General features: G+C 47.6%; 15 protein-coding genes and 1 pseudogene. 5 read left to right on the top strand and 11 right to left on the bottom strand.

Features of this window, described 5'->3' with window-relative positions; all coding sequences use genetic code 11:
* Nucleotides 1–17: 17 nt before the first annotated feature.
* From NYE70_RS04465 to NYE70_RS04450, 4 genes and pseudogenes are all read right to left on the bottom strand, one after another.
* Nucleotides 18–674 carry a PspA/IM30 family protein gene (locus tag NYE70_RS04465; RefSeq protein ID WP_290407086.1) on the bottom strand — a complete coding sequence of 219 codons (657 nt, stop codon included), beginning with the start codon at nucleotides 672–674 and terminating at the stop codon, nucleotides 18–20.
* A 5-nt stretch (nucleotides 675–679) separates the two neighbouring features.
* Nucleotides 680–1,192 carry a hypothetical protein gene (locus NYE70_RS04460; RefSeq protein ID WP_290407085.1) on the bottom strand — a complete coding sequence of 171 codons (513 nt, stop codon included), beginning with the start codon at nucleotides 1,190–1,192 and terminating at the stop codon, nucleotides 680–682.
* Nucleotides 1,193–1,343: 151 nt separating this feature from the next.
* A complete protein-coding gene (locus tag NYE70_RS04455) occupies nucleotides 1,344–3,215 on the bottom strand; it encodes an ABC transporter ATP-binding protein (protein ID WP_341045130.1) in 1,872 nt (623 codons plus the stop codon).
* Nucleotides 3,208–4,942 (bottom strand): annotated as a pseudogene (locus NYE70_RS04450) (ABC transporter ATP-binding protein). Before NYE70_RS04450 ends, NYE70_RS04455 begins: the two are co-directional and overlap by 8 nt.
* A gap of 314 nt (nucleotides 4,943–5,256) precedes the next feature.
* Here NYE70_RS04450 and NYE70_RS04445 point away from each other — a divergent pair.
* Nucleotides 5,257–6,486 carry an NCS2 family permease gene (locus NYE70_RS04445; protein WP_290407082.1) on the top strand — a complete coding sequence of 410 codons (1,230 nt, stop codon included), beginning with the start codon at nucleotides 5,257–5,259 and terminating at the stop codon, nucleotides 6,484–6,486.
* A 69-nt stretch (nucleotides 6,487–6,555) separates the two neighbouring features.
* On the opposite strand, the gene NYE70_RS04440 is transcribed toward NYE70_RS04445, so the two are convergent.
* From NYE70_RS04440 to NYE70_RS04420, 5 genes are all read right to left on the bottom strand, one after another.
* The gene (locus NYE70_RS04440) at nucleotides 6,556–7,041 is read right to left on the bottom strand and encodes a nitroreductase family protein (protein WP_211020394.1); all 486 of its coding nucleotides are present in this window, start codon (nucleotides 7,039–7,041) and stop codon (nucleotides 6,556–6,558) included.
* Nucleotides 7,028–7,378 carry a hypothetical protein gene (locus NYE70_RS04435; RefSeq protein ID WP_211020393.1) on the bottom strand — a complete coding sequence of 117 codons (351 nt, stop codon included), beginning with the start codon at nucleotides 7,376–7,378 and terminating at the stop codon, nucleotides 7,028–7,030. The genes NYE70_RS04440 and NYE70_RS04435 overlap by 14 nt, the downstream gene beginning before the upstream one ends.
* Before the next feature lie 161 nt (nucleotides 7,379–7,539).
* On the bottom strand, nucleotides 7,540–7,989 hold the full coding sequence (locus tag NYE70_RS04430) for a flavodoxin domain-containing protein (protein WP_341045129.1): 450 nt from the start codon (nucleotides 7,987–7,989) through the stop codon (nucleotides 7,540–7,542).
* A 45-nt stretch (nucleotides 7,990–8,034) separates the two neighbouring features.
* Nucleotides 8,035–8,529, bottom strand: a complete 495-nt coding sequence (locus tag NYE70_RS04425; protein ID WP_445323742.1) for a MarR family winged helix-turn-helix transcriptional regulator — start codon at nucleotides 8,527–8,529, stop codon at nucleotides 8,035–8,037.
* A 176-nt stretch (nucleotides 8,530–8,705) separates the two neighbouring features.
* Entirely contained in the window at nucleotides 8,706–10,184 is a 1,479-nt protein-coding gene (locus NYE70_RS04420; RefSeq protein WP_341045128.1) for an Lsa family ABC-F type ribosomal protection protein, read from the bottom strand.
* Between the two features lie 358 nt (nucleotides 10,185–10,542).
* On the opposite strand from NYE70_RS04420, the gene NYE70_RS04415 reads away from it, so the two are divergent.
* The 4 genes from NYE70_RS04415 to NYE70_RS04400 are packed head-to-tail and all read left to right on the top strand — an operon-like array spanning nucleotide 10,543 to nucleotide 14,516.
* The gene (locus NYE70_RS04415; protein ID WP_213655317.1) at nucleotides 10,543–11,994 is read left to right on the top strand and encodes a spore germination protein; all 1,452 of its coding nucleotides are present in this window, start codon (nucleotides 10,543–10,545) and stop codon (nucleotides 11,992–11,994) included.
* Nucleotides 11,991–13,139 (top strand): Ger(x)C family spore germination protein, encoded by a 1,149-nt coding sequence (locus tag NYE70_RS04410; RefSeq protein WP_341045127.1) that lies wholly within the window; start codon nucleotides 11,991–11,993, stop codon nucleotides 13,137–13,139. Before NYE70_RS04415 ends, NYE70_RS04410 begins: the two co-directional genes overlap by 4 nt.
* A gap of 43 nt (nucleotides 13,140–13,182) precedes the next feature.
* Nucleotides 13,183–13,371, top strand: coding sequence for a hypothetical protein (locus NYE70_RS04405; protein WP_211020386.1), 189 nt, complete (start codon nucleotides 13,183–13,185; stop codon nucleotides 13,369–13,371).
* Nucleotides 13,372–13,415: 44 nt separating this feature from the next.
* The gene (locus NYE70_RS04400) at nucleotides 13,416–14,516 is read left to right on the top strand and encodes a GerAB/ArcD/ProY family transporter (RefSeq protein ID WP_341045125.1); all 1,101 of its coding nucleotides are present in this window, start codon (nucleotides 13,416–13,418) and stop codon (nucleotides 14,514–14,516) included.
* On the opposite strand, the gene NYE70_RS04395 is transcribed toward NYE70_RS04400, so the two are convergent.
* Both NYE70_RS04395 and NYE70_RS04390 read right to left on the bottom strand, forming a co-directional pair.
* The gene (locus NYE70_RS04395; RefSeq protein ID WP_341045124.1) at nucleotides 14,508–15,044 is read right to left on the bottom strand and encodes a CueP family metal-binding protein; all 537 of its coding nucleotides are present in this window, start codon (nucleotides 15,042–15,044) and stop codon (nucleotides 14,508–14,510) included. The genes NYE70_RS04400 and NYE70_RS04395 overlap by 9 nt on opposite strands.
* A gap of 114 nt (nucleotides 15,045–15,158) precedes the next feature.
* Nucleotides 15,159–17,543: a polyprenyl synthetase family protein gene (locus NYE70_RS04390; RefSeq protein ID WP_213655321.1), complete on the bottom strand. Its 2,385-nt coding sequence runs from the start codon at nucleotides 17,541–17,543 to the stop codon at nucleotides 15,159–15,161.
* Between the last annotated feature and the right edge of the window lie 48 nt (nucleotides 17,544–17,591).

Here is a 17,591-nt window from a genome sequence, read left to right as displayed (position 1 = left end):
CTGATTATTCAAGTTTATTATTGAGTCTGTTTCACGGCTTTAAGTCTTGCCAGCTCACTTTCCACTTCATCCTGTTCCGACCAACCTGTCAGCCGTGCATTGCTTTGATCCATACTCCGATAGGCAAGTAAGCCGGATTCGAGGGTCATGATTTTTTGTTCCATGCGGTCAAATCCGCGCGAAATCTTACTAATGTCGCCGGGCGAAGCCGTTGCGACCGTTGCCCTTAAGGCGGCTGCAGCTTGACTGCGTGCCAGCAGGAAGTTCAGCTTATCACTCAGCTCTTTATGCAAATCCAATAGGCGGGCGATCTCCTCTTGTAAGGCCTGGACCTGTTTCCGAATAACTTCGCGCTGCTCCAAATAGGTTTGCATCAGTTTTGAGTGGCTTAATTTCTCCTGGATGGCCAGCCTGGCGATATCTTCTTCCTCCCGTTCGACGGCGAGCTCGGCCTGGCGCGTACGTTTATCGATCATTTGTCCGGTTCTGGCAACCAGCAGATCGTATTGTTGTTCAGCGGCGAGCTGTTTCTCCAGCGCTAAACGGGCCTGGTCGATTTGCTGCTCAAGCTGTCTGATATAGTGTTTAGCCATACTGACCGGATCTTCCACTAAATCAAGCAAGCGGTGTGTATCGGCTGCGGCGATATCTTTTATTCTTGTAAAAATACCCATGAAATTCATTCCTCCTTATGTTGTTTGCGTTCCCACTCATCCAAAAACCGGCCCCGGCTTTCCGTGGTTTCCACGAAAGACGGGTATACGTTTATAGCTTGAGGGGATATATATTTACGGTTGTTTTCGATCCTTCTGTACAGTAAAAAAGCGATGATCAACACAACCAGGCCCCAAAGGGGTGTAAGTAAACTCATCGTACTCAGAACGGCGAATACAGCGCCTGTCCATTTAAGCCCTCCTTTCCCCTTGAGGAAAAGTGTGACCCCGCCGAGCAGAACGGCGATTTGAAGCACAAAGTGCCAAACCGGTTTCGCACCAGAAGCTGGAGTTGCAGCATTGTTGGAATTCATGTGCAAGGGAACACCATGGTGTCCATACCTCATAGGTTCATGCCATGCTTGACGATGCTGCATGCCTTCATTAATAGGGACTATGTTCACTTTTAACAATGCCGCAAGGAGAAGGATGGAACCAAGACCAACTGCGATTGAGATTAGAATTGAAGTACGTTTCATGTCTTTCACCTCCTTTCTTCCATCCATGTTTGTATAATAAGTCCGAAACCTTTAACCAAACTTAAATGAAGAATTTAACGCAAAAAAGGACGGTAATCGGCTGTGCGCCGTTTCCGTCCTTCCTATAATTAAACTTAAGCGAGCGCGATCATTATATGGCGTCCGCCTGAATCGCCTGCTTGAACTGGCTGTTGTATAGTTCGTGATAAACTCCCGACAACGCTAGAAGCTGTTCATGGTTGCCCTGCTCAGCAATCTCTCCGTTTTGGATGACCAGAATACGGTCCGCATCACGGATCGTGCTAAGCCTGTGTGCAATTACGAAACTGGTGCGCCCCTTCATCAAGGTCTTCATCGCATGCTGGATCTGCATTTCCGTCCGCGTATCTACGCTGCTCGTTGCTTCGTCCAGGATCAGGATGGCCGGATCGGACAGAATCGCTCTAGCAATCGTCAGAAGCTGGCGCTGTCCATGGCTCAGATTGCTGCCCTCCGATTCGAGCATCGTATCATAGCCATGCGGCAGCCTTGCGATGAATCTCTCCGCATTGGCAAGCCGGGCAGCCTCTTCCACCTCCCGGTCGGTCGCATCAAGCCGACCGAAGCGGATATTGTCGCGGATCGTTCCCGAGAATACATGCGCATCCTGAAGCACCATCCCGAGCTGTCTGCGCAGCGCATTTTTGTCCAGATCCCGGATCTCCCGGCCATCGATAAATACATTCCCGCCATGGATTTCGTAAAACCGGGTCAACAGATTGACGATCGTCGTTTTCCCGGCTCCTGTCGGTCCGACAAGCGCGATTTTCTCGCCCGGCTTCGCTTCGAATGTCACCCTGCGCAGAATCGGCGCATCCGGCTTATAGCCGAAAGATACGTTGTCGAATTTGACTTCCCCACTCAGTCGGGGCAGTTCGCTCTCTTTGTCATCCCCGTATTCGGACGGCATATCCATGACTTCAAACACTCGCTCCGCACCGGCGATGGCAGACTGGATCAGGTTGTATTGGTTAGCCAGCTCATTGATTGGCCGGCCGAACTGCCTGGAATAGTTAAGGAAGCTGACGATGACGCCCACAGTAACTATATCGTGAAACGCCATCCACCCGCCCACTCCGGCTATGAGGGCAAAGTTCAAATTGTTGATCAGGTTCATAACCGGGCCTACAAGGCCGGATACGATTTGCGCCTTGATTCCGACCTTATTCAGCTCCCCGCTGATGCTGCGGAACCGTCGAACTTCGATCTCTTCCCTGCGGTACTGTTTCACCACTTTCTGACCGCTAATCGTCTCTTCGATAAATCCGTTAAGCTCGCCAAGATGCCGTTGCTGATTTTTGAAATAAACCCGGCTCAAGCCCGTAATTTTTCGGCTTGCCAGCAGAACAAGCGGAATCGTAATCAAGGCCACAACCGTAAGCGGAAGGCTTAACGAGAGCATAATCACGAGTGAGCCGCTCAGCGTGATGAGGCTGTTTAGCAGCTGGGTCACGCTTTGGTTCAACGTATTCGATACGTTATCGATATCGTTGGTGGCCCGGCTCATGAGTTCCCCGCTCGAATGCGTATCAAAAAACTGCACCGGTAACTCCTGATACTTGGCAAAGAGATCGCGCCTCAGCTCAAACACCGTATTCTGCGATACGGAAGTCATGACATACGCCTGCACCCAAGCAACAACGCTCCCTAACAAATAAATGCCGATTAAAAGCAGACAAAACCGGACCAGTTTGTCCCAATCGCCGGGAATGACCGCAGTATCAATGGCCGTTCCGAGCAGATAGGGCCCGATGAGGGCAACGATCGCATTTAGCGCAGTGAACACATATACCACAATCAGTCCGGCCCGCTGACGATTTAAATAAGCCCAAATTCGCTTGATCGTAGCTCCGCGGTTTTTGGCCCTTACAATCGGTATGGCACCTCGCCCGGGACCTCCCCCAGGACCGCCATGCGGACCTCCGCCCAATCCGCCGGGACGCCCGGGAATCGGGATCTGCGCGCGGTTATTTACGCTAGACATGGGACGTCTCCTCTCCTTTCAGCTGCGACTGCCGGATATCCCGGTAAATTTCGCTGCTTTGCATCAGCTCTTCGTGAGTGCCTCGGGATACGATGCGGCCATTCTCCAGGATCAGGATGTCATCGGCGTCGATGACCGAAGAAACCCGCTGAGCGATCAGTATACTCGTGCTGTTTTGCATCTGCTCTCTCAGCAGTTGCCTGATTCGGGCCTCGGTTGCGGCATCCAGGGCACTTGTGCTGTCGTCCATGATGAGGATTCTAGGACGGATCAACAGAGCCCGCGCAAGGGACAGCCGCTGCTTTTGCCCGCCGGACAAATTGATGCCTCGCTGACCAAGCAAGGTATCGTACCCTTGAGGAAGGCCGGTGATGAAACCGTGTGCTTCGGCGGTTATAGCCGCTTGCACCACTTCCTCTTCGGTAGCGTCCGGTCGGCCATACCGGATATTGTCGCGGATGGTGCCGCTGAACAAAATACTCTGCTGCATCACAAAACCGATCTCGCTGCGGAGATGGTCCAGGCTAATATCGCGGATATCGGTTCCATCAATCATAATGGAACCGGATGAAACCTCATAGAGCCTGGGGATGAGGCTTACGAGCGTTGACTTCCCTGCCCCGGTAGCGCCAAGAATGGCCACCGTTTTTCCGGGTTCGGCCGTAAAGTGGATATCCTCCAAAACTAGATTTTCGTCCGTTGAGTTATATGCGAAAGATACATGATTGAATTGAATCCGGCCGGAGCGGATCACTTCGGTCTTCGCCGACGGCGCATCGGAAATTTCGCTGACGGCGCCGAGCACTTCGTTCACCCGGTCCGCCGACACCTTCGCCCTGGACACAAAGGTAAGCGAATTGCTCAGCATCATCATCGACATCAATAGCTGTGTGACGTAATTAATGAAAGCAATCAAATCACCGACAGGAAGCTCTCCATTCCAATTCTTAAGCCCGCCGAACCACAATACCGCTACAATGCTGGCGTTCAGGACCAGCATCATAAGCGGAATATTACGCCATGAGGCGGATCGCTTTGATCGCGTTGCCGGTGTAGGCCGTATTAGCCGCATTAAACCGCTTTTGTTCTTCTTTTGCCCGAACGAAGGCTTTGATCACCCGGATGCCCGACAGATTTTCCTGTAACACCGTGTTGACGCTATCTAACTTCTCCTGCATTTTTGAGAATAAAGGAAAGGAAAGCCGAATGATTGCATAAAAAATGATGAATAACAACGGGACGGATACGGACAGGATAAGCGTCAACGACGGACTGATTCGTATCGCCATCACCAGGCTGCCGACAAGCAGGAGCGGTGAACGGACTAACGTGCGCAGGATCATTTGCACAAACGTCTGAAGTTGCCCCACATCGTTCGTCAATCGGGTAATCAGTGAACCCGTCTTCAGACGGTCCAGATTTCGATTCGAGAAGGTCTGGATGTGCTCAAACAGCGTGATTCGCAAATCGTTGCCGAAACTTTGGGAGGCGATGCTCGAAAACACGGTACAGCCTACCCCGCCGATCAGGCCGACAAGGGCCACACCCAGCATCATCAATCCCGTGGATTTGATATGCTCCAAATTGTTCGTTAAGAGTCCTTGATTGACAATACTCGCCATCAACGCTGGCTGCATCAAATCCATAATCACCTCGACCACCATCAGAAGAGGCGCCAATAAGCACCACAGCCAATAAGGCTTCATAAATCGCTTAAGCTTCCACATTCATTTCACCTTCTATGTACATCATTTCGCTCCTTTATTCGGATGTATACATTTGTATACAACCGCTTATGTATACAAATGTATACGACATATCCCCGAAGTGTCAAGACTAAATTTAATATGGTATGATATATCTCATGCGGCTTTTAGCCGTCTTTCTTTCATATTTCTTGAAAGGGTTGGGTGAGGGGTTACAATGAAAGGAAGGTTTATGGTTGGTCCACCAAAAGAAACAGATACCATCGCACACAAAGGAGCCTGTATCACCTAATTCAACTCCCCGCTTTGCCCCAAGCTTTTGGCGACGGGAAGCTTTGGCAGGAACCGTTTCTTTTTTTGCGATCGTCTATATTATAATCGTCAATTCATCGATATTGGCGGATGCCGGCATCCCGCAGGAAGCGGGAATTATCGCAACAATTCTTGCATCGGCGGTTGGGTGTTTTGTAATGGCTTTATGGGGTAAAGCTCCCCTGATTATCGCTCCCGGCATGGGGATTAATGCCATGTTCACGTACACGCTTGTTCAAGGTATGGGATTAACTTGGCAGCAAGCTTTGGCGGTGTCTATGATGTCGGGCATTTGTTTTTTAGCTATTAGCTTGACCTCTCTCGTCGGGAAGTTGCGTGAAGCCATCCCCGCATCGTTGCAAGAAGCAATTTCTGTAGGTATCGGACTTATGCTGGTCCTGATCGGCTTGCATAAAGGCGGCGTCATTCTACCGGATAGCGCTTCAGTGATCGCCGTGCAATCGTTCGGGAACCCCGGTGTCATCGTTACACTTGCCACTTTAGCCTTGACCTGCATTTTGTACATGCGGAAGGTGCCCGGCAATTTGCTGCTGTCCATTATCGGCGGAACAGTGCTTGCCTTTTTGTTCGGCATTAAGCCATCGGCAGGAAGCAGCCTTGGCGGCTTTACCTGGTCATCCTACGGTGAAGTTTTCGGGCATCTGACATTTAAAGGCTTGCCTGTCACCACGTTGATTGTCGCCGTCTTCTCACTCACTCTCGTTATCGTGTTCGAGAATGTAGGACTCATTAACGCTCAACTGAACATGAGCGAAAAACCTGAACGCTTTAAGCAAGCCATGCAAGCTACTTCGTTCTCCGTTTTTCTTAGCGGTATCTTTGGAACAAGTCCTACCGTCTCCACTGTTGAAGCCGCTGCAGGGATTTCATCCGGAGGTAGAACAGGCTGGACATCAGCGTTCACGGGGATTCTGTTCTTGATTTCGTTGATTGCGATGCCCGTGATCACGCTCGTTCCGGATCAGGCTGTCGCGCCGATCCTAATTTTCATCGGTGGTTTGATGATGCCTTCGGTGCGCAACATTTCCTTTGAAAGCATGGAAAAGGGATTGCCTGCCTTCTTCATCATCGCCTTCATTCCGCTCATGCATAGCATCGTGGACGGAATCGCGATCGGTTTCATTAGCTACTCGCTATTTCATGTGGCTGTCGGCAAATGGCGCGAAGTGAAGCCACTCTTCTATTTTATATCGCTTCTCTTCGTTCTTCATTTTGTACTTCAGGTCATCTGATCCACAATCATAAATCAGGCCCGCCCGAACGATTCGTTGTTCGGACGGGCCTTCTCACATGTACGGCCGTTATGCTAAATGTGTGATCTTGGAAGAGATCGGAGTTCTCGGTTTGGCCGCCGGTACTTCCGCCGGATAACCGACACCAAGAACGCCTACGACATCATAATCTTGCTCCACGCCGAGAATCTCGCGATTTTGCGGTAAGTTCCCCATCGAAGACCAATAGACGCCCGCCCCGGCTTCATGCGCGGCTAACATAAAGTTCTGCACGAAACATGAAACGGCCATAATATTTTCATCCCGTTCGAATGGAGTCCCTGCAGGCTTGGATACGATGGCAAGGACAACAGGCGCTCCGCCAAAGTCCTTTTTATGGTTCAGTTTGGATCTCGTCTCTGGACCAATGACAAGAATTCCCCACGGTTCGTTCAAGCGGTGGTTTGGCGCGTAGCTTGCCGCTTCCAACCAGGAGAGCAAATCATCCTCCGAAATGGAATCCGGTTTAAAGGCTTTGATGGTTCTGCGGTTTTTGATGGCTTCAGTTATTGTCATGGGATTCATCGGCTCCTTTATTGTTGGGATCGTTATCTGAAATAGCTTCGCGAAGCTCGAAAGTGTGGATGAATTCCTGAATAATCGCATCGGTCGCTTTCAGCTCCCCGCTGATGACCTGCTTTATGGATTCAAATTCCGGCTGCTCGAGCTGCCGCTGCAAAGTCGAACGCTTGATGTTCAGTTTTTCAAGAAAAGCTATGGCCCGGCCCCGGCGAAAAGTTTGCGCGCTATGGGGCCGTTGCTTGCCAGTCGCATCTTGATCTTGTCCACCGCGGGTTTCCGGATGCTCTCGATGTCCGTGATTCTCTCTATGTTTATGTCTTCCCTCGCGCAACTTAACAACGCCTCCTCAGAGTTTGTCGTATACATTCGTATACGAACTATCTTTGTATACAAATGTATACGATAGTTTGGCAAAATGTCAAGTTTAACAAAGAAAGCCCCGTCAAAGATTGTGAAATCTCTGATGGGGCTGTAGGTTATTACATATTCATATCAATCATCAGGAGTACTGGTAACGAATTTATCGGAAAAAGCTTTGATTCGATCCACGAAAATTCCCTTGTACAGGTCGGTGCCTTCCTTAGGTGCTGCATAGGCTTTATACCCACCAAACGATTCGATGCAGACTGCCGAATCCTTTAAGCCGACGGGAATGTTTCGCTCAATAATCGCTTCGGTTTCCTTCGGTTTCTCATTGCAAATGAAGTACCCCATTTTCTTCTTCAGCAGCTCGTCCTGATTTTTTTTGATAAAATCACGGATCGGTTTGTATATCTTGCCATCTCTAACTCCGGCACCGAGAATAATTCCATCAAATTGCCCAAGATCTGGCTTGTCCATTTCGATATTGCACATCGTACTTTGTGGAAGTTCATCCGTTAATACTTTTGCGCATCGTTCTGCCGCACCTGTTTTTGTAGCGTAAAGAACCAGCACTGCCATAAAATAACCTCCATATCCTATCTCATTTAATGTCGATGAATACCATTAAGAAGAAGTTTCGCCGCGAGGATTCGATTGGAGATCCCGGATCTGCTCCTCCAATAAGGTACTGGCTTTGCTTAGAAACTGCGTTATGAGCTCAAGCTCTTCTACTTTGTAAGAGGAAGCCAATTTGACCATGGCCGCGTGAAGCGCAAGATACGTTTTTCGGACCTCTTCATTATTTTCGTACAATGGGACGATAATTACTTTTCTTCGGTCATTAGGGTCTTGCTCTCTGCGAACAAACCCGTTTTTTTCGAGTCGATCGATTAATGCGGTAACGCTCCCTGTTGTAAGTCCGGTTAGTTTCGCGAGCTCCCCCGCAGTGACAGGACCTTTTTCATGCAGGATATCGATAGATAAGAAATCATTATTGTATAGCCCTAAAGAGCTGGCCACATTTTGCTGATAGAGAATGGTTCGGTTTCCTAACCCGCGCATACGAAGTGTGAAGGCTTCCTGCAATTCTGTAACATGATCTTGCCTCTCAATGGACAAAGGACAGCGCTCCTCTTTTCAATATAATATCTTGATCATCAAGATACTTTATAACCAAGATAACTGATTTTCTTATAAAAATCAAATTCTCTCCAATAAAGAAAGTCCCCTTCATCCACGTCAGGACAATAATAATTGTCTTGTTAAAGGGATGAAAGGGATTCATTTTGTATCAATTAAAGCTTTACGACCTTCGTTGCCACATTGTTGCAGAATTCAAGATCATGCTCCACAAACAGCAGTGTCGGTGAATATTCAAGCAGCAATTCTTCGATTTGCATGCGTGAAAAAATGTCGATAAAGTTAAGCGGCTCATCCCAAATATGCAAATGGGCTTTCTCGCAGAGACTTTTCGCGATTAAAACCTTCTTCTTCTGGCCGCCGCTAAATGCGGACATGTCCTTTTCAAATTGAATTCTGGAGAAATCAAGCTTTCTTAGAATCGCTTTGAACAAGCTCTCATCAATATCTTGATCTCTGGCGAAGTCCGTTAGATTGCCTTGTAAATGAGAGGTATCCTGCGACACATAGGAAATCTTAAGCTGGCTTCCCTTTCTGAACGTGCCCGAATATGGGATGTCCTCACCGCAGATCAGTTTGATGATGCTGGATTTACCGGAGCCGTTTTTCCCTTCCAGCGCGATTCGCTCCCCCTGCTCAATCGTAAAGCTTATATCTTCGCAAACCGTCTTATCTCCGTAAGAAATCGAAATATGCTCAAGCTCGGCAAGCTGATTCTTATGATAAACAAGCTGCGAAATCTTCAGGTTATCGGTGCTCTCCACGTTTTTAAGAAGCTTTGACTTTTCCTCAATTGCGGAATGCTGTCGCTGTTCCATCGATTTCGAGCGCTTCATCATTTTAGCCGCTTTATGGCCTACGTACCCTTTATCCAGCTTGGAGCCGGAATTTCTGGTCCCGTTCTTACTTTTCTCCACTTCATCAGACCAGTCGCTCGTTCGCTTTGCCGCTTTCGACAAACGTTTGATATCTTTTTTAAGCTTATCGTTCTCGGCTAACTCATATTGATCTTGTCTCTGTTTATTTTCCCACCAATCGGAAAAGTTCCCTTTTTGGATCTCGATGTTTGTCTTATTGATGGACAAAATGTGATCTACGCAGTGATCGAGGAACGCTCTGTCATGAGACACCAGAATAAAGCCGCTCTTGCTGTTGAGATATTCGCTTACAAGCTTTCTTGCGTTCATGTCCAGATGGTTGGTAGGTTCATCAATTAACAAGAACCGATTTTCCTTGAGAAAAAGGGTTGCCAGCAACACCTTCGTCTGCTCTCCGTTGGATAATGATTCGAACGGCCGGTACAACACATCCTCGGTCACCTGAAGGAGAGATAATTCCCGCATGAGTTCCCAGTGAACATAGTCCGGATAAATCTCTTCGATGACATCAATGGTATGATTCTCCTTGTTCTCAACAACGTAAGGAAAATATTCGAACTGGACATCGGCCGAAATCGTTCCGCTGTATTCATGTTTACCAAGCAATAAGTTTAGAAATGTAGTTTTCCCGCGTCCGTTTCTTCCCGTAAACCCTAGTTTCCAGTCGGTATCGATTTGAAAGCTAACCTTCTCAAAAATATTGTCATAACTGCCCTCATAGGCAAACGTCAGTTTCGAAACATTTATTAATGACATGAAATATAACCTCCTGTACAAAAAAATAAGAGCTACAAGAAAGTTACTTTCTTGTAGCTCAAAAATATACAGCAAATCCGCCCCCAGTACCGGAGTCAGATCAGGATATACCGTTGAGTTAAAAAGGTAAAGTAACTTTCTTGCATAACAAAATAAAACTTGCGAAAAAGATCGCTTTTTTGTTTTATTTCTTAGCAAGAAATCTACATTATCCTCTTCAACTCCAGTCATTAAAGTAGTTGTATCATAACATGAACCCATTTGTAATTTCAACGTCTCGTAACTGAATAACTTCTAATATTTCCCGGCAACCTATAAAGAACAGAATCCCGATTTGTGTCAGGAGCAATGAAACATCATGAATAATCAAAATTCAATTCTCGAACAGATCAAAGAGCAGTTGTCGGCAAATGAGGATGTCGTGTATCAGCATTTTCTGATCCATGGCCACTCCTGCGCCCTGATTTATATCGAGTCCATCATTAATATACCTATATTACAAGACCAAGTCTCCAAGGTTTTTATCGAACAAGCCGGAAAGGCGGATAATTGGGAATCACTGGCCGCCCGGCTCGATCAGGGCACCTTATTTCCTCTTCCCTATGTTCCCGCGGCCACCCTAGAGGAAGCGATCGATCAATTAGTCCAAGGCAAAGCGCTTTTTTGTTTCAACGATGCCCGAAAAATCTATCTGTTCGACTTGGCAAAGTATGAAAAACGAGCGGTATCGGAATCCAAAAACGAATTGGTGGTCATTGGCCCACAAGAGGCCTTTATCGAGGACATAGCCACAAATCTTTCTCTGCTAAGACATAAAATCAAGCATCCGGATCTTAAAACGATCCGATACGAAGCCGGGAAATATTCGAAAACGATAATCTATATCGTGTATATCGAAGGGTTGTGCGACCCCAACATTGTAGAGGAGCTCGATAAGGAAATCCAGGCCATATCCATCGACGGTGTTTTGGGCATCAGTTACACGGCTGAGCAAATGAAAAAAGGCAATCACACGCCGTTTCCCCAGTTCCAGTATACGGAGCGTCCTGACTCCGTTGCTGCTTCCCTGCTGGAGGGAAGGGTCGGCATTTTGCAGGATGGAACGCCTTCCGCACTCCTCGTACCGGTTACGCTATTTTCGCTGATGCAATCCTCGGAAGATTATTACCAAAGCTATATGGCCGCAAGCTGGGTACGTATGGTCCGAATGTTCTTCGGCGTTATTTCCATGCTGCTTCCTTCACTCTATGTCGCGATCACCACGTTCCAGCCTGAAATGATCCCTACCGATCTTCTTCTGACCATCGCCGCGGCGCGGGAGAACATTCCCTTCTCCGCTTTGACGGAAGCCTTTATTATGGAGCTGACCTTTGAAGGCCTGCGTGAGGCGGGGACCCGGATTCCCAAACCGGTGGGCCAAACCATTTCCATCATTGGGGCAATCGTTATCGGACAAGCGGCCGTACAAGCCGGGATCGTATCTTCGCCAATGGTCATTGTCGTATCTATAACCGGTATTGCCTCCTATATCATTCCCCACTTCGAAATGGGATTGGCGCTTCGATTGCTCAGATTTCCGCTTCTGATCATCGGGGGAACGACGGGTCTCTTTGGTGTGTTTATCCTGACCTTCATTGTTTTCGGGCATCTCGTGAATCTGAATTCGTTCGGTACGCCATACATGCAACCTCTTGCCCCGCTAGTTCTTAGCGACTGGAAAGATGTTTTTGTCCGCGTTCCTTCCCCTGAAATGAAGTCCAGACCGACCTCGTATGCGAACCGGAACTTAAGGAGACAAAAATCGAAATGACACGCTTAAAGTGGCCGTTGATTCTTCTCCCCCTCTTCTTGCTCTCGGGATGCTGGTCCAAACTGGAAGTCGATGAACAAGTCTTTGTATTTGCCCTATATATCGATAAAGGAGATCAACCCGGAACCGTAGAGGTGACGATCAGCAGTCCATTGCCCAACCGGATGATGTCCGGCCAGCAAGCCGGGAGCGGATCTTCAAATGGGAGATTTTATGCCATGATTTCCAAAACCGGAGAATCGGTGCCGGACACGATACGATTAATCCAGAAGGATCTTAGCCGCCAAATCAATTTCGGACATACCAGTGTTGTGGTAATCGGCCGGGAGTATGCCGAGGCCGGCATCGGGGATTTACTGGATTGGGCAGACCGGGAGCCCACTTTCCATATCAGCTCTTTTCTGATCACGGCACCTGGCAAAGCCAGAAAGATTGCCGAACTGGTACCCCTGTATGAACAAATGCCTTCGGAAGTTTTACGGAGAATGAGTTTGCAGCGCACCTTGTATACAACCACAGTGAAAGAGTCTCTGATCGCGCACTATTCCAAGGTCGGTTTTGCTACGAATTATATGTCGATCCAAGCCAAAGCGTTGCCCAGCGAAAATGAAAAGAAGGAAAATTGGGCAGGAATTCAGGGAACAGCTCTATACCAGGATGATAAAATGACGGGAACCCTGCCTACCAATGAAGCACGGACTATAGCATGGGCAGCGGATCGATTAAGAAAACAGGCCTACACCGTCGAATGGGACGGGGGCAGCAGCCGGGCCAGCGTGCTGTTCTATAATTTGAAAGCCGAGCGAAAAGTAAGGATGACCCGGGAAGGCCCGGTATTCACGATCCATCTAAAAGGTGTAGGTAGTTTAGTTTACAAGAAAGATGCGAAGCAGCGCAGCGATACCGAACTATCACGAATTGTTACCGAACTGCTGAATGTCAAAGTTGATAAAGAACTGAATTCCGCGCTTCATAAGTCCAAAATACTAGGATCCGATGTGCTGAGGCTTGGTTTGCTTCTCGAATGGAACTACCCCGATTATTGGAGGAAGGTCCGGGAGAATTGGCCGGAATATTATAAGGACCGTGAGCACATTCAAACGGAAAGCAAAGTCGAAATATCCGTGATTACGAACAAGCCATAACTTTTCGAAAAAGAGTTTATCGCTCAAGAAAGCGAGGTGTCCGATGCTGGCAATCTGCTTTGCGGCTATCGCCCTGTTCGAATGGAAACAGCTTCATAATAAGCCTGCTCAAGGAAAGAAAGCCTTCTGGTGGCTCTTCTCTCTTACGCTCGTCTGGAACATCGGGGCTAATTTCATTTCCTGGTGGCCGAATCCGAATCGCTTTATCTTGTACTTGTTAGGATGGATTTAACTCCGCCGTGCTAGTCAACGACAATAAATAAGGATGGTGCATAAATGCGAACGACATCATTTCAAACATTCCGGTTTTCCAGCATTTATATGCTCACCATCCCGCTCGCTTTTATGATTCCGCCGTTAATCAGTACATCCGGCTATCAGGGATGGATTGCCATGCTCATTGGAGGGGCCGTCAATGTCGTGCTTATTTCCTGCACCTACTTCGTAGGCAAATTAGCTTCAAATTCGGGGCAAAGCTGGGTCGTTTACGGGGAACAAATCGCAGGTAAGTGGGGACATAGGGCAGTTTTGCTCCTGCTCTCATTTTGGAGCATCTATTATGTATCCTTGGATATGGAACAGTTCACCTTGTTTTACGGTTCCATCTATATGAAAGATACGCCCCCATGGTTCATTCTGCTGTTGGTCGGCTTGGTGATTATGATTACGGCCCGGTGGGGGTTCTCAACCCTTATCTATATTGCGGATGGTACCTTTATCCTCATCCTCATAGGGGTTCTCTTCTTGCTGTTGCTATTCATCGGCGATGCGGACTATCAGATGCTGCCTGCCTTGCTGAACCACCGTAATTTTACCAACTTGTTTACGGATGTGCTTAGTGTCATTTCCTGGATCGGAGAATGGTTTATATTCCTTTTTCTCCTTCCCCACCTTAATTTTGACAAAAAGACGCTTCGGAACCTTTTGCTGGCCAATACGATGGTCACGGTTGCCGTACTATTGACCTGGCTGCTCGTCCTGCTCAACTTTGGTGTTCATTACGGGAGTCAGGTCAAATACCCGATATTGCAATTAATCCGAGGAACTTCCTTTACCGGGCTGCTAGGCAATGCCGACCCCCTATTTATCGGGATTTGGGCTATATCCATGATCATTCACGATGCGTTCCTCGTTTATGTCGGGGTTTCTTGCCTCGGTCATCTTTTCAAGTTAAAGGAGACCCGGCCGCTAATATCCATACTAACCGGGACCGCGACCGTTGCCGCTTTTCAATATTCCCAAAATACGACGCAATATCAAAAGGATCTTTCCGAGCTCGGCTTTATCGCATTTTGGGTAATCATCAACAGTATCCCCTTATATTACTTGCTACTGGCGCTGGTACGAGGGAAATTCCGAAGAAAAAAATCAACTTAATTGCATGGTCGTAATGCAAGTGTTATCGTCTTTAAACGTGGAGACCTCGGACTTCGCCGTCTTCCCGTCATATTCGATCGTTACTTGATAGGTTTGATCCCGAGGAAGCCAAAGGTCTACAAAACCGTTGGACTGAGACTTCATCTTTTGATTCAGAACGGTCTTTCCTTTCTCATCGACAACGTTGATATCAAACTCTTGCTCAACCATTTCGCCTTGGCATCCCGTCAAACTGTGAATTTCACAAGGATGGGTATTTTCGACGAACGGAGCTATCGATACAAAAAACTCATCCTCAGGCAGTTCATACGTAGTTTTGGCTGAATTCTCGGCAGTCACGATCAGTTGCTGCGAAGTGATGGAAGCCGATTGAGCGGTGATTTTGCGCAGGCTGTAATCCTGGACCATTTGCTTGATGTCTTTCGCAGTTTCATTCTTCACTGTTTTTTCGTTGCCCCCCGTAAATAAGAAGACTCCAAGGGCCACGGCTACCAATCCAATGCCTATAATTATTGGTTTTCTCTGCATATTAAACACCCTTTCTATAAAAATGTTGTTCATAGAGTAAATTATTCCCAATGATCATACCATAATATAACGAGCTGGAAGATGACAAAATCGTGAAAGAGATTTCCGGCTGTCTCAACTGTTCCGACTTACGATATAAGTCAATAAATGCCTTAGGAAAACGGGGCTACGGGGCATCTTTTGTAACGATTCCATGGCTAGGCAGTAATGCTCCCACATTTCTTGCTTGGCTCCTTCCACGCCAAGGATGCTCACAAATGTCGAATTATTGTTTTGGGCATCCTTGCCGACAGGCTTTCCGAGCAAATTCGTATCTCCTTCAAAATCAAGCAAATCATCTCTGATCTGAAAGGCAATGCCTGCATGGTAAGCATACTTTTTCAGAATCTCAATTTCCGTCTCTTTCACCTGAGCAAGAATAGCCGGCATTACGAGAGAAGCCTCAAAGGCAATACCTGTTTTGTAAAAACACATCCGATTCAATTGCTCCAGGGTCAAAGCTTTTCCTCTTGAATGCAAATCCATCTCCTGCCCCATGCACATCTCCCCTGCTTTTTGAGAAGAATATCGGATCAGCTCCAGTACGGTTTCGGGATCGAACTTCTGCAGCGACGCTTGTTCCTGGATCGCTTTCTGGATCAGAAACAGACCTGTTAATTCAGCCGTGGCGCTATTATGCACCTGATGCAGTGTTGGACGTCCTCTACGTGAGGAGGCATTGTCCTGGGTAGGCAGATCATCAAAAATCAGAGACGCGGTATGCATATATTCCAAGGATCTTAGCAGCGGCTCGATTGCCGATGCAGAGAGTCCATATTCGTTTACACCCATGACCCAAGCCAATATCGGCCTTAATCGCTTACCGTCCCCTTCGAGACTATAATTTGCTGCATCGATTAGAGACTCTTGAATCGGGGCCATCCCGCTGGTCTTTGTAATCCGCATCAGATTGTTGATTTGCTCGCGGACATTGTTGACCGTCTCTGCAAAGTATTCTTTTTCCTTCCGGTCGTTGATTAGAACATTAACCATCTGGTCCCGAAGCAGTTTGTCTAAGAAGTCAACATCCTCCGCTTTTGTAACCATTTGCTCCACTAGACGATAGAATGCCGGGTTTCCGGAAGCGAATATATCCATAACTTCAGTATATTTTGCCAAACCGAGACGAGCCTTGCAGCGTTTTAATCCGTTAATGGCCCGGTCCAATATCACTTCTCTGGTCTTGGCGTCATTATGATAGACATTATGAATCAAATTAGAGATGACCGCCCAGTATAATTCAAACGGATTAATCAGATCAGGACGGCTATCACGGTACTTTAAATAATAGGTATAAGGGGTAACCGCACCCTCTCTCATATCTTCAAACATATCCGCAAAATCATCCGCCAGCTGATTATAGATTCCGTAATAGAACGATCGTTGATCAAACCCTTCGTCTTCGGGCGCGCTTATGACCGAGCGGACGATCAGGCGGGAAGCAGCAGATTTCAAAATGACGGGGATGTACAGCTCTTCATTGGTATAATCCGCATGGGAAAGCTCCTTATCTCGGTCCAGTTCCTGGGAATGAAAAAACATGTACGACAGCTCGAAAAATGTCTGCTGCATTTCCGGCTCCTGATAAGCCTTAATACACTCAAAAGCTTCACTAAGCTCCGAGTGGATATACTGCATCGTCTCCGAATTACTTCCGGACCATTCGCCAGGCTCGGGCACAGTCCCGGTAAGCAGCGCGCGGCGGATCAGTGAAGTATATTGCTTTTTCTCCTCGGCATCCAAGGCTCCGGAATCCAATAGATCGTCTATGAAAGGATACGTCAGGCCGTAGGAATAACCAAGCCGGATCGCGGCATCTAGTCTTCGTGCACGTTCGATAGCAGTAGTGTCCTCATCCATCTCTTCGATCGCGTGCATAATGACCCCGATCATGATTTTGATTAATTTGCGCTGGGCATGCTCAGCGTTCATTTCCTTCGGAATATGTATGGCCACTTGGTTCAGTTTATGGATCACCCAGATCGCCGCGCTCTCTACACCTTCCTTTTGAGCCCATCGGTACATCCCGGATAAACTTATAAAATCCGGTTGAAATCCGCGGCTTGCATCATTGGAACGGAGCAATAACTTCTTTACGTCGTCAATTACACGTTGAATCCGGGTCTGCGTATGCGCGGAATCCAGGGCTTTACCCAGATCCCTCATATAAATATAGGAAACGCTCCGCTCTAAGTAATCGTCCAGCTTCCCTGTATAATTCAACCAACTGATATATCTGTGGTAATCTTTAGAATCCGGCTTGTTGTTCTTCCGCGAGAAAAGAGACAGCCAGGCAGGACGGTGGATATGGTTTCGTTTCCATAAGTGGAAATCTTCCGTCAGGGCGGATACGTATGTTTTCTCCGTTACTTGCTTGTAGAGCGATGTAAAATATTCTTCAGCTTTCCGCTCAGCACGCTGGTATCCCGCATCGGCACGCTCTGTATATAACTCATTCATTCGATGAATTACCTCAACTTCTCTTTAGGATTTATTCGGCGATTTAAA

It is taken from the genome of Paenibacillus sp. FSL R5-0407 (assembly GCF_038009185.1).
Classification (GTDB): Bacteria; Bacillota; Bacilli; order Paenibacillales; family Paenibacillaceae; genus Fontibacillus; species Fontibacillus vini.
This window is presented reverse-complemented; position numbering and strand designations above follow the sequence as displayed.

What these genes read in the sequence shown, in the direction of transcription:
- NYE70_RS04465 (WP_290407086.1), bottom strand. Translation starts at nt 674, where the DNA reads ATGGGTATTTTTACAAGAATAAAAGATATCGCCGCAGCCGATACACAC.
- NYE70_RS04460 (WP_290407085.1), bottom strand. Translation starts at nt 1,192, where the DNA reads ATGAAACGTACTTCAATTCTAATCTCAATCGCAGTTGGTCTTGGTTCC.
- NYE70_RS04455 (WP_341045130.1), bottom strand. Translation starts at nt 3,215, where the DNA reads ATGTCTAGCGTAAATAACCGCGCGCAGATCCCGATTCCCGGGCGTCCC.
- NYE70_RS04440 (WP_211020394.1), bottom strand. Translation starts at nt 7,041, where the DNA reads ATGACAATAACTGAAGCCATCAAAAACCGCAGAACCATCAAAGCCTTT.
- NYE70_RS04430 (WP_341045129.1), bottom strand. Translation starts at nt 7,989, where the DNA reads ATGGCAGTGCTGGTTCTTTACGCTACAAAAACAGGTGCGGCAGAACGA.
- NYE70_RS04420 (WP_341045128.1), bottom strand. Translation starts at nt 10,184, where the DNA reads ATGTCATTAATAAATGTTTCGAAACTGACGTTTGCCTATGAGGGCAGT.
- NYE70_RS04415 (WP_213655317.1), top strand. Translation starts at nt 10,543, where the DNA reads ATGAATAATCAAAATTCAATTCTCGAACAGATCAAAGAGCAGTTGTCG.
- NYE70_RS04410 (WP_341045127.1), top strand. Translation starts at nt 11,991, where the DNA reads ATGACACGCTTAAAGTGGCCGTTGATTCTTCTCCCCCTCTTCTTGCTC.
- NYE70_RS04405 (WP_211020386.1), top strand. Translation starts at nt 13,183, where the DNA reads ATGCTGGCAATCTGCTTTGCGGCTATCGCCCTGTTCGAATGGAAACAG.
- NYE70_RS04400 (WP_341045125.1), top strand. Translation starts at nt 13,416, where the DNA reads ATGCGAACGACATCATTTCAAACATTCCGGTTTTCCAGCATTTATATG.
- NYE70_RS04395 (WP_341045124.1), bottom strand. Translation starts at nt 15,044, where the DNA reads ATGCAGAGAAAACCAATAATTATAGGCATTGGATTGGTAGCCGTGGCC.
- NYE70_RS04390 (WP_213655321.1), bottom strand. Translation starts at nt 17,543, where the DNA reads ATGAATGAGTTATATACAGAGCGTGCCGATGCGGGATACCAGCGTGCT.